The following is a 12,076-nucleotide window of genomic DNA, read 5'->3' as shown; positions in this document are numbered from 1 at the left end:
GATCAAATATGCCAACACGATCGAGTCCTCGGGCAATGACCTCCTGACCCTCATGGGGTGACTACACGAAAGTGAGTTTTACGTACGCGATACACGAACGAATGCAGTACGATTACGGGGGAAGGCTGCTACAGGCGCCAGCGCTCATCGGAACATAGAAGGTTTTGCGGGCCAAACGAACGGTAGCGAGCCTAGGATAAAGCCCAAAAACGTTGCCTGAAGCGGCACCGAAAAGCCAAATGCCGGAATGCTCAAAGCTACCAGAGCGTAGGTGTTTGCAGCGACGTCACCGATCATTATTGACGCGGCCAAAACCAATCCCGCCCGTCTGAAGCGCGATAGAAGTAGCACAATAGCAAGCGCGTCTAAGAATATCAGTGATGTCCAAAATAGCTCGAGTTGAAATGGTCCCCAATCATAGGGCCTCCATCCGTATGCTACAAAGTCTCGCGCATGATTGAAAAAACCGAGGCCGAAGCAGGCTATGTAGATTCCCATGATAACCCGAATACGTGCGTCTACGCGGGACCGCGCTGGTGTAGCGTGGTAACGGATCTGATCGATATTTGGTGCCATAGCTATTCCGCCGTTGCGCCTTCCAACGCTTTGTAAAGGGCGGTTTTTCCGATTTTAAGGCGGGCGGCGGCCTCCCGCACAGTAAGGCCTGCTGCGATGTGCGCCCGGGCCTTGCGCAGCTTGTCGGGAGTGACGACAGGGCGGCGACCGCCCTTGCTGCCGCGCTCGCGCGCGGCGCGCAGACCCGCCTGGGTGCGCTCGCGGATCAGATCGCGCTCGAACTGCGCGAGGGAGCCGAAGATGTTGAACACCAGCATGCCTCCCGGCGTGGTTGTGTCGATGTTCTCGGTGAGCGAGCGGAACCCGATGCCCCGCGACGCCAATTCACCGATCTTCTCGATCAGATGGCTCATCGAGCGGCCGAGCCGATCGAGCTTCCACACCACCAGCGTGTCGCCGGCGCGCAGATAGGCCAGCGCTTCAGCAAGACCGGGCCTGTCAGTCCTGGCGCCCGACGCATGATCGTCGAAAACACGGTCGCATCCTGCCCGCTCCAGTGCGTCGTGCTGAAGCGAGAGCTTCTGGTCGGGGGTGGATACCCGCGCATAGCCGATCAGCGCCACGGGCCGCCCCATACTGTCCGTTTTCCCATCATAATGCGATCTTGTCCGAATCGCCATCGAACGTCCAGAGTTGACGGACACATTCCCAGTGACCGTCCAACGGACGTCTGACGGACAGCGACATGGAGGGGTTCGACCTTGGCCAGAAGACACCTGCTAACCCGCGAGATGCTTGCGGGCCATTATGATCCGTCGCTCGATGAACGCGAGATCGCGCGTCACTTCACCTTGACCCGTGACGACCTCGAACTGATCGCATCCCGGCGTGGCGACGTCACCCGTCTCGGCTATGCGATGCTGATGCTGTATCTGCGCTGGCCGGGGCGCGTGCTGGAAGCCGGCGAAGTGCCGCCCATGCCGATCCTCGCGTTCGTGGCCCATCAGTTGGATGTGTCGCCCGCATCATGGCGCGACTATGCCCGCCGCGACGAAACGCGGCGGTCGCACCTCGCCGACCTGTCGCGGCGCTTCGGTCATCTCGTTTTCAGTCGTGCGGATTTCCACGCGCTGGTCGCGTTCGCCATGCCGATCGCGCAGACCGTCACCCAGTCCTCGCGGCTTGCGGGCATCGTCATCGACGAGATGCGACGCCGGCGATTGCTGCTGCCGCCCGTGACGGTGATTGAGGCGATAGTGCGACGGGCGCGGCAGCAGGCCGGAGATCTGGTCCATGACGTGCTCGCCGGAGATCTCGGCGAACCCGAACGCGCGACGCTCGACGCCCTCCTGTCGCGGCGCGACGACAAAAGCGCGACCTGGCTCTCATGGCTGCGCAACCCGCCCCTATCGCCGGCCCCGCGCAATATCCTGCGACTGATCGAACGGCTCGACCAAGTTCGCGCGCTGGGCCTGGCGGCCTCGCGCGCCGCGACCATCCCGCAGGCGGCATTCGACCGGATCGCCGACGAGGCGGCGCGCATCACGCCGCAGCATCTGGCGGAACTGCCCGACCTACGCCGTCATGCGATCCTTGTCGCTGCCGGCATCCGGCTTGAGGAAAGCCTGACCGATGCGGTGCTGACGATGATGGACAAGCTCCTGGGGAGCATGATGCGACGGGCCGAGAATCGGACCAAGGACAAGGCGATCGGCACGATCCGGTCATTGCAGGCGCAGCTTCGCCTGCTCACCGGCTCATGCCGGACATTGCTCGACGCGCGGGCGCGAGGCGTCGATTCTCTTGCCGCCATCAGTTCGATCGACTGGGAAAGGTTGGGAACGGCGGTCGTGGACGCCGAGCTACTGATCGCGCCGGAAACAATCGACCGCACGGCGGAACTGATCGAACGGCAGCGCTCGCTGCGCTCCGTGATCGGGCCGTTCCTCAACGCCTTTGAGTTTCGCGGGGCCGGTGCGGTGCAGGGCTTGCTCGATGCGGTTCGGCTGATCGCCGACATTTATCGCACCGGACGACGGCGCCTGCCCGATAACCCACCGCTCCGCTTCGTGCCGCCGTCATGGCGGCCGTTCGTGCTGCGCGATGGCGTGGTCGTCCGCGCCGCCTATGAGCTGTGCGTGCTCACCCAACTGCGCGACCGGCTGCGCGCCGGCGACATATGGGTGGCGGCGAGCCGTCATTATCGCGCCTTCGACAGCTATCTCCTGCCGCCTGCAACCTTCGATGCGATGCGCGCGCGAGGACCGCTGCCACTGGCGATCGATACTGATTTCGACAGCTTCGTCGCCGGTCGCCGCGCCAGTCTCGACACCGCGATCGAGCGGGTGACGATCCTCGCTCGACAGGGAGAACTGCCCCAGGTGCGCCTTGACGACAATGGCCTTGTCGTATCCCCGCTCAAGGCGATCACGCCGCCGGATGCAGAGAATATGCGCCGCGTCGCCTATGATCGGCTGCCACGCGTGAAGATCACCGATCTCCTTTTGGAGGTCGATAGCTGGACTGGCTTTTCCGAGTGCTTCACCCATCGCCGCTCCGGTCGCGTGGCGGACGATCGTAACGCGCTCCTGACCGTGATCCTGGCCGATGGCATCAATCTCGGGCTGACGCGCATGGCCGAGACCTGTCAGGGCGCGACCCTGCGTCAGCTCGCCCATCTGCACGACTGGCATATCAGCGAAGCCGCTTATAGCGAGGCGCTGGGGCGGTTGATCGACGTTCACCGCACCGTGCCGTTGGCCGCGCTGTGGGGCGACGGCACCACCTCTTCCAGTGACGGCCAGCTCTTCCATGCGGGCGGGCGCGGCGCCGCGATCGGCGACATCAATGCGCGCAACGGCAATGAACCCGGCGTCAGCTTCTACACCCACGTCTCGGACCAATATGATCCGTTCTCGAGCCGCGTGATCGCGGCGACCGCCGGCGAGGCTCCCTATGTTCTCGACGGGCTGCTATACCATGCCACCGGCCTGTCGATCGAAGAGCATTACACCGATACCGGCGGCGCATCCGACCATGTGTTCGGCCTCATGCCCTTCTTCGGCTACCGCTTCGCGCCGCGCCTGCGCGACCTGAAGGACCGGCGCCTGCATCTACTGCCGGGCCAGGAAGCGGGGCCGCTGCTGGCCGGTATGACCGGCGATCCGGTAGCCATCGGGCATGTCGCCGCCCATTGGGCTGAACTGCTGCGCCTCACCACTTCGATCCGCAGCGGCACCGCCACCGCTTCGGCGATGCTGCGCAGATTGTCCGCTTACCCACGCCAGAACGGACTCGCGCTGGCCTTGCGCGAGGTCGGGCGGATAGAGCGCTCGATCTTCATGCTCGACTGGCTGCGCGATCTCGACCTGCGCCGGCGCACCCAGGCCGGTCTCAACAAGGGCGAGGCCCGCAACGCGCTCGCCCGCGCGCTCTTCTTCAACCAGCTCGGCGAGCTGCGCGACCGGCGGTTCGAGAACCAGACCTATCGCGCCTCCGGCCTCAATCTCCTCGTGGCCGCCATCATCCTGTGGAACACCCGCTATCTCGAACGGGCGGTCGGGGCGCTGGCGATCCCGGAGGACGTTGCGCGCCATATCGCCCCGCTGGGATGGGAGCATATCTCGCTCACCGGCGACTATCGCTGGAATGTCGAAAGCCGCCCCGATCCCGGCCAGCTCCGCCCGTTGCGCACGCCTTCCTCGCTCCTGGCCGCATGATGCCATTCACCCGCGTTCGCCAAAGGTTCCCCCCTGGCGTACGTAAAACGCACTTTCGTGTAGTCAGCCCTGTGCATCCTTGCCTAAGTTCCGAGCGCAGCTCGATTTTCACGATCACCTGCCGCACGCGCGCCCTACATCGCGGTGCCAAAGGCATGGCCGATCAGCCCCGTCACGCCCATCGCGATCGCGCCCCAGAAGGTGACACGCGCGATGGCCGGAAGCAGGCGAGCCCCACCGGCCTTTGCACCCAGCGCGCCCAGCACGGCGAGCAGCAGGAGCGCGGCGACGGAAACCGCCATGCTCACCAGGGATCGTGGCGCGAGGGCGGCGATCAGGACGGGTATGATGGCCCCGACCGTGAACGATGCCGCCGATGACAGAGCCGCCTGGATCGGCCGCGCCGCCAGATCGTCGCTGAGCCCCAGCTCGTCGTGGGCGTGCGCGCCAAGCGCGTCATGGGCCATCATCTCTTCGGCCACCTGTCGCGCCAAGGCGGGCGTGACGCCGCGGGACACGTAGATCGCCGCCAGCTCGGCCGTCTCCTGTTCCGGCGCTCGGACCAGTTCCCGCTGCTCGCGCGCCAGATCGGCCTGTTCGGTGTCGGCCTGCGAGCTGACCGAGACATATTCGCCCGCCGCCATCGACAGCGCCCCGCCGACCAGCGCGGCCGTTCCCGCGAGCAGGATATTGGATGCGGTCGCGCCGGGGGCGGCGGCGACGCCGACGATCAGACTGGAGACCGAGATGATCCCGTCATTCGCGCCAAGCACAGCGGCACGCAGCCAGCCGGTGCGATGGACCAGATGCTGTTCGCCCATGGCAGAGGGATTGTTGTCGCTCATGCTGTTTCCTCGTGACGGGATGCAGTGGGTCGGCGGCGTTCGATCCAGGCGTAGAGGCTGGGCAACAGAATCAGCGTCAGGATCGTCGACGTGATGATCCCGCCGATGACCACGGTCGCCAGCGGCCGCTGCACCTCCGCGCCCGAGCCGGTCGCGATGGCCATCGGAATGAACCCGACCGAGGCGACCAGCGCGGTCGACAGGACGGGACGCAGCCGATCATGCGCCCCGCGACGCACGGCGTCCTCGGCGGGCAACGGATCGCCCTCGCGCCCGTCGCGCAGGGAATTGATATGGTCGATCAGCACCAGCCCGTTGAGCATGGCGATACCGGACAGCGCGATGAAGCCGATCGCGGCGGTGATCGAGAAGGGCATGCCGCGCAGCCACAGCGCCAGCACGCCGCCGGTCACCGCGAACGGGATACCGGTATAGACGATCGCCGCCTCGCGCACGCTGCCCAACGCCGCATAGACCAAAGCGAAGATCAGGATCAGCGCGGCGGGCACGACGATCGACAAGCGCTTCTGCGCGGCCTCAAGCTGGTGGTACTGGCCACCGAATTCGATGCGATAGCCGGGCGGCAGCTTGACCTGCCCGTCGATTGCCGACTGCGCGCGCTGGACGTAGCCCGCCAGATCGCTGGTCGACAGATTGACCATCAGCGCGGCGCGGCGGTTGGTGTCGTCGTGCAGGATCGGCTCGACGATACGGGTTTCCTTCAACCGGGCGACACGCGAGAGCGGCACCATGCCATAGTCGCCGACCCGCAGGGGCAGCGCCATGATCGCGGCGGGGTCTGCGCGTAGCGACTCGGGCATGCGGATCACGATGGCATGGCGCGCGGGGCCGTGCGGGATGAAGCCGACCTCCGCCCCCGCCAGCGCGTCGCGGATCGCGTCGTTGACCGCCTGCGCCCCCAGGTTCAGGCGGATCAGCGCGGCGCGGTCGAGCTCGACGACGATGCTCTTGGGGCGCCCGGCCGTTTCGAACTCGACGCCCTCGGTGCCGGGCAGCTTCTCCAGGATCGCCTTGGCCTGTCCGGCGGCGCGTTCCAGCGTGTCGTAATCGTCGCCGTAAATCTTGACCGAGACGTCGGCGCGCACGCCCTCCAGCATCTCGTTGAAGCGCATTTCGATCGGCTGGGCGAATTCGAAGTTCTGGCCCTTGTAGACCTGGCGCGCGACCTTCTCGATCCCGGCGATCAGCTCCTGCTTGGTGCGGGGCATGCCGTCGCCGGTCGGCCAGTCCTTGACCGGCGCATAGAAGATATAGAGGTCGTTCTCATTGGGCGGCATCGGGTCGGTCGCAACCTCACTGGTGCCGATGCGCGAGAAGGTGTGACTGACCTGCGGGAATTTGCGACGGATGGCGCGCTCGGTCGCCTGTTCGATGGCGAGACTCTGTTCCAGCGACATGCCGACCGGGCGATAGACCATCGCGGTGATCGCGCCCTCGTCGAGCTGCGGCGTGAATTGCGAGCCGAGCGTCTTGAAGGCGAGGAACGCCGCTGCAAGCAGCACCAGCGCGCCGATGACCAGGATGGCGGGATGGCGCAGCGAGCGCTCCAGCACCGGGGTATAGACGCGCTCGGCGACCGCGACGAAGCCCTTGGCCTCTTCGCCATGCGCACGGGCGGGCGCGCGCAAAGCCCAGGCCGACAGCATCGGCACCACGGTGAAGGTCCAGAGCAGCCCGGCGACGATCGCCAGCATCACCGCCTGGGCCATCGGCTGGAACAGCTTGCCCTCGACCCCGCCCAGGCTGAGCACGGGCACATAGACGAGCGCGATGATCGCGATGCCGAAAAAGGTCGGTCGCGCCACCATGCGGGCGGCGCGCGCCACCGTCTCGCGGCGTTCGTCGGGCGTCAGATCCTCACCCTTCTCGGCGCGGCGCAGGGCGAGCAGGCGCAGGCTGTTCTCGACCACCACGATCGCCCCGTCGACGATCAACCCGAAATCGAGCGCGCCCAGGCTCATCAGATTGCCCGACAGGCCGATGGCGTGCATCCCGCTGACCGTCACGAGGAAGGCGAGCGGGATGACGAGTGCCACGATCAGCGCCGCACGCCAGTTGCCCATCACCAGCAACAGGACGATCGCGACCAGCAGCGCACCTTCGCCCAGATTGCGCTCGACGGTATGGATCGTCTGATCGACCAGATCGGCACGGCTATACTGCCGGTCGATCACCATGCCCTTGGGCAAGGCGGCGGAGATGCCGGGCAGGGCCTCCTGCACCCGCAGCGCGGTCTCGCGGCTGTTCTGCCCGACCAGCATCATGACCGTGCCCAGCACCGTCTCGCGGCCATTCTGGGTCGCGGCCCCCTGGCGCGGGGCGGCATCGGTGACGACGCTGGCGAGGTCGCGTACCTGCAGCGGTAGGACGCCGCCCGCGAACTTGACCGGGATGGCGGCGATCTGCTCGGCGGTCATCACGCGGGCATCGGTTCGTACGGTGAAGCGCTCGGCGCCGCGCCGAATGATTCCGCCGCCCGCATTCTCGACATTCTTGGCGACCGCCGCGGCCAGCTCACCCGCGGTGACGCCGTGCAGGGTCAGCCGGACGGGATCGGGCTCGACGACATATTGCTCCTCCAGCCCGCCGTTCGAGTTGACGTCGGCGACCCCCGCCACGGCGCGCAGCATCGGGCGAACCGTATATTCCTGCGCCTCGTACAGCGCCATCAACTGGGCCTGCGCATCCAGTCCCGGCGGCGGCTTTCGCCATTCGAGCGTATAGTAGAAGATCTCGCCCAGTCCGGTGGTGATCGGCGCCAGCTGCGGCGTGCTGCCCGGCGGCAACTGGTCGCGCACCGCCGCCAGTCGTTCGGTGACGAGCTGGCGCGCCTTCAACTGGTCGGTGCCGTCCTTGTAGAGCAGCGTAACCTGGCTCAGCCCGGTCTTGGTCAGCGAGCGCGTCTGGTCCAGCCCCGGCTGGCCACCCATGGCGCGTTCGATGGGCAGGGTCACCAGCCGCTCGATCTCCTCGGGCGCGAGGGCCGGGACCGTGGTGTTGATCTGCACCTGAACCCCGGTGATGTCGGGGATGGCGTCGATCTGGAGATTGGCGAAGGACCACAGCCCGATCGCCGCGATCAGCGCCGCGACCAGTGCCACGCCCAGCCGGTGGCGGGTAACGAGATCGAGCCAGCGCGTCATCGGGCCAGCGCCGCTCCGCCGTTCAGCGCGCGGAGCTGGAGCAACGCCTCCAGCGCCTCACGCCGGGTGTCGAGCACGGCGTTCACCGCCTCGACATAGGATTGCTGGATCTGGGTGTAGGTGGTCAGCGGGATCGCGCCCAGGCGGTAGTTGCGGTCGGCATCGGCGGCGGCCTGCGCGAAACGCTGCGGCGCATTGGCGTCCCATTTCGCCAGCGCCTCGCGCTTGGCGTCATATTGCGCGGCCTGGTCGAACACGTCGCGCGCGATCCGCCGTTCGGCGTTGATAAGCGTCGCGTTCGCCTGCGCCTGCTTGCCCTGTTCGATCGCGACATCGCCCGCCTGGCGGTTCCACAGCGGGATGGTGGTGGACAGGCGGACACCGTAATTGGTCTCGCGAATGTCGGAGCGGGCGCGGTCGAAATAGGGGCCGACGCTGACCGTCGGGATGCGTGCCTTGCGGGCGAGGTCGACGCGCAGCCCCTGTTGCGCGAATTGCGCGCGCAGCGCCTTCAGTTCGAAATTATTCTCGCTCGCCCGGTCGGCGAGCACCTGCCCCGAAGGCAGGGCGGGCAGCGACATGTCGGGCCGCACGATGCGGATGCGCGCGGCGAAGGGCGCTCCGCGCAGCTGGTTGAGTTCGTAGAGAATCGAATTGGCTTCCGCATCGGCGGCGGCGGCGGTGCGCTCGGCGCTGATCGCGCTGGCCTGGAGCGAGGCGGCCTCCAGCTGGGGCGAAGGGCCCGCCGGATCGCGCGCGACGATCACGCGGGCGAGCGTGCGCATCCGCCCCGCCACCTCGCGCGCCGCCGCCGCCTTCTCGTCCGCGGCAAACAGGCCATAGCCGAGCGACCGAGCCCGCGCGGCCAGCGTCGCGTCGAACTGCTGCAACCCGATCCGCGCCAGCCCGACCTGTCCGTCGGCGATCGCCCGGCGCAGCGCGATGCGGCCGCCAAATTCGATCGGCTGCACGACCGACACCGCATAGGTCAGCCCCTCACCGGTGACCGCGCCGCTGGTCGGGTCCTGCGCGCGCCGCTGGCCGAATTCGACCACCGCTTCCGGGTCGGCCCAGCGCCCGGCGGCCTCGCGCTCGACGCCTGCCGTTTCGATCTGGCGCTGATAGAATTGCCGCTCGGGATTGCCGGCGACGACATTCTGGACCAGCGCGTCCAGCGTCATCGCCTGTTGCGCCGATGCGGGCGTGGCCATCGCCGCCGCCGCCAGTCCTGCCAAAGCCGTGATCCGCATGTCGGTCCTTGCGCGGTGTGTCCGTCCTGCCGCGCTAGGCGGTTCTCCCGGGAACGTCGACTAAATACCGATTTAGGGAAGGCTGGCGACGATATTCTTGGTGGTCGGTGCTTTGATGCTGGTAATGACTATCAATACTAAACCGCAATTTCATTGACGCAGGCGGACGTGTGTTGTGATCAGCGTGGAATGACGCGGATATTGGTGATTGAGGACGATGCCGGCACGGCGAACGAGATCATGCTCGAGCTGACCGCCGCCGGGCACGACGTGTGTCATGCCGCCAGCCTGTCGGTCGCGTCCCGGGCGATCGCAGACGCGGATTTCGACCTGTTGATCCTCGACCGGCAATTGCCCGATGGCGAGGGGCTGGACCTGCTGTCCGATCTGCGCGGGCAGGGGCGGCGCACCCCCGCTTTGGTGTTGAGCGCGCTCGGCAGCCTGGACGACCGGGTGCGTGGCCTGCGCGCAGGCGGCGACGATTATCTGCCCAAGCCGTTCGCGCTGGTCGAACTGATCGCGCGGGTCGAGGCGCTGTTGCGCCGTCCCAACGACACGCGCGAGACACGGCTGATCGCCGGGCCGCTCGATCTCGACCTGCTGGCCGGACGCGCGACGCGGGCCGGGCGCGACCTGGACCTGCTGCCGCGCGAACTGAAGCTGCTCGACTATATGGTCCGACGGCCGGGTCGGATCATCACCCGATCGATGCTGCTCCAGGATGTCTGGGGCTATAGTTTCGAGCCCAACACCAATGTCGTCGACGTGCATATGGGCCGCCTGCGGCGCAAGGTGGACGGCGAGGGCGAGGCGGTGTTGATCCGCAACGTGCGGGGGCAGGGTTATGTCTTCGATTTTCACTGATCCGCGCGCGCGGGCGACTTGGCGCTGGGGCAGCACGCTGGCGGCGATGCTGGTCCTGCAGTCGCTGGCGCTGGCGGCGGTCTTCTGGGTTCTGGCGAACGACAATCACCGGCGTGAGATCGAGCATCGCTTAAGCGACGACTGTACCTTCTTCCGCCTGACACCAACGGAGGAGCGGCCCGAAGAGCTTCGCGAAAAGCTGGATCGTGATATTCATCGCGATCTGTTCCTGGCGCTGTTTGATGCCGATGGCCGACGGATTGCGGGTAACGTCGCGCGCTTACCGTCGGGGCAGCCCCCTGCCGCCTCGTTCGTCGCCTCGATCGCGCCCACCGAATTGCCGGGCGAGCACAGCGACGAGGCACGGGTGCAGGTCTGTCCGATGGCGGACGGGACGCGTCTGCTGGTCGGGGTCGATCTGGACGACACGGTCGCGTCGATGCGGCTGGTCGGCCAGTCGCTGCTCGTCGGGCTGGTGCCGGGCATTCTGATGGCGCTGGTATTCGGGCTGATCGCCGGGCGGCGCGCGGCGCGGCAGGTCGATGCGGTCCGTCGCCTGACCGAGCGGATCATGGGCGGCGACCTGTCCGGGCGGCTGCGCGTGCCGAGCGATCCCGACAGTTTCGGGCTGCTCTGCGCCGACATCAACCTGATGCTCGACCGGCTGCAACTGCTCGTCGCCGACGTACGCGGGGTGGGTGACGATATCGCGCACCAGCTGCGCACGCCGCTCACGCGCTTGCGCGCGCGGGTCGAGCGGGGGATGCGCGACGATGACGACCGCGCGGCCTTTGCCGCCACCGCCGAGGCGACGCTCGCCGATGTCGACAAGCTGCTGGGCATCGTCGCTGCGTTGCTGCGCATCCGCGAGCTGGAGGATCACGCCCGCCGCAGTCGCTTCGCGCCGGTCGATCTGGCGCAGCTGGTCGAGGATGCGTGCGATCTCCACCGCCCAACCGCCGAGGATCGTGGTATCGCTCTGTCCCACACGGTCGACCCCGTGCCCCCGGTCGAAGGCGATGCCAGCCTGTTGATCGAGGCGGTCTCCAACCTGATCGACAATGCGATGAAGTTCGGCCCTCCCGGGGGCATGGTGCGCGTCACGCTGGGGATGCAAGGCCGCGACATCGTGCTGGGCGTCGCCGACGATGGTATCGGCGTGCCTCCGTCCGAACGCGCGCTGGTCCTGCAACGCTTTTATCGCGGACGCGCCGACCAACCGGGCGTCGGGCTGGGCCTGCCGCTGGTCAAGGCGATCGTCGATCTGCACGGCTTCGACCTGGCCTTCGCCGCGCAGGGGAGTACCGTCTCGATCATCTGCCCCGGCGCGGCAAAATAAACATAAATTTATAGAACCCTATGCCGGGGGTCGCGTTCACCGTTCGCCGACTCACGGCCTGAGCCGAACTCCATTCCCCCCGGCTGAGCCCCTTATCGAAGGAACAGGAACGATGCGTTACGCTTCGCTCGCGCTGGTCGCGTGCCTTTTTGCCGCGCCCGCTTTCGCCCAGACCGGCGACACCCAGAGGCGGTTGCGCAGATTCCCTTCTTTGGCGAGGTCGGCACCAGCGGTGCCGATATAGAGCAGCGAAGCACCATCACGCATAAAGCAGCCATCGGTTGGCGCGATGCCCGGAGCGACGCGGAAGAACAAGCTGTAGAGGCCCCGATCCCGGCCAGCTCCGCCCGTTGCGCACGCCTTCCTCGCTCCTGGCCGC

At 66.8% G+C, this 12,076-nt stretch carries 8 protein-coding genes; 3 read left to right on the top strand and 5 right to left on the bottom strand.

From position 1 onward, the window contains the following. Positions 1-578: 578 nt before the first annotated feature. On the bottom strand, positions 579-1,139 hold the full coding sequence (locus RT424_RS22635) for a recombinase family protein (protein WP_099231134.1): 561 nt from the start codon (positions 1,137-1,139) through the stop codon (positions 579-581). A gap of 138 nt (positions 1,140-1,277) precedes the next feature. On the opposite strand from RT424_RS22635, the gene RT424_RS22630 reads away from it, so the two are divergent. Further along, positions 1,278-4,235 (top strand): Tn3 family transposase, encoded by a 2,958-nt coding sequence (locus RT424_RS22630; RefSeq protein WP_099231083.1) that lies wholly within the window; start codon positions 1,278-1,280, stop codon positions 4,233-4,235. Positions 4,236-4,369: 134 nt separating this feature from the next. Here RT424_RS22630 and RT424_RS22625 read toward each other — a convergent pair whose 3' ends face one another. The 3 genes from RT424_RS22625 to RT424_RS22615 are packed head-to-tail and all read right to left on the bottom strand — an operon-like array spanning position 4,370 to position 9,494. Further along, the gene (locus RT424_RS22625; protein ID WP_207080797.1) at positions 4,370-5,080 is read right to left on the bottom strand and encodes a VIT family protein; all 711 of its coding nucleotides are present in this window, start codon (positions 5,078-5,080) and stop codon (positions 4,370-4,372) included. Continuing rightward, a complete protein-coding gene (locus tag RT424_RS22620; RefSeq protein ID WP_207080798.1) occupies positions 5,077-8,244 on the bottom strand; it encodes an efflux RND transporter permease subunit in 3,168 nt (1,055 codons plus the stop codon). The genes RT424_RS22625 and RT424_RS22620 overlap by 4 nt, the downstream gene beginning before the upstream one ends. Beyond that, entirely contained in the window at positions 8,241-9,494 is a 1,254-nt protein-coding gene (locus RT424_RS22615) for a TolC family protein (RefSeq protein WP_207080799.1), read from the bottom strand. The genes RT424_RS22620 and RT424_RS22615 overlap by 4 nt, the downstream gene beginning before the upstream one ends. Positions 9,495-9,683: 189 nt before the next feature. On the opposite strand from RT424_RS22615, the gene RT424_RS22610 reads away from it, so the two are divergent. Continuing rightward, positions 9,684-10,358 (top strand): response regulator transcription factor, encoded by a 675-nt coding sequence (locus RT424_RS22610; protein WP_207080800.1) that lies wholly within the window; start codon positions 9,684-9,686, stop codon positions 10,356-10,358. After that, a complete protein-coding gene (locus RT424_RS22605) occupies positions 10,339-11,697 on the top strand; it encodes a HAMP domain-containing sensor histidine kinase (RefSeq protein WP_313442833.1) in 1,359 nt (452 codons plus the stop codon). Before RT424_RS22610 ends, RT424_RS22605 begins: the two co-directional genes overlap by 20 nt. Positions 11,698-11,814: 117 nt before the next feature. Here the strand turns inward: RT424_RS22605 and RT424_RS22600 are convergent. Next, a partial coding sequence (locus RT424_RS22600; RefSeq protein ID WP_313442831.1) for a hypothetical protein occupies positions 11,815-12,076 on the bottom strand: 262 nt, incomplete at its 5' end.

It is taken from the genome of Novosphingobium sp., assembly GCF_032093395.1.
GTDB lineage: Bacteria > Pseudomonadota > Alphaproteobacteria > Sphingomonadales > Sphingomonadaceae > Novosphingobium.
This window is presented reverse-complemented; position numbering and strand designations above follow the sequence as displayed.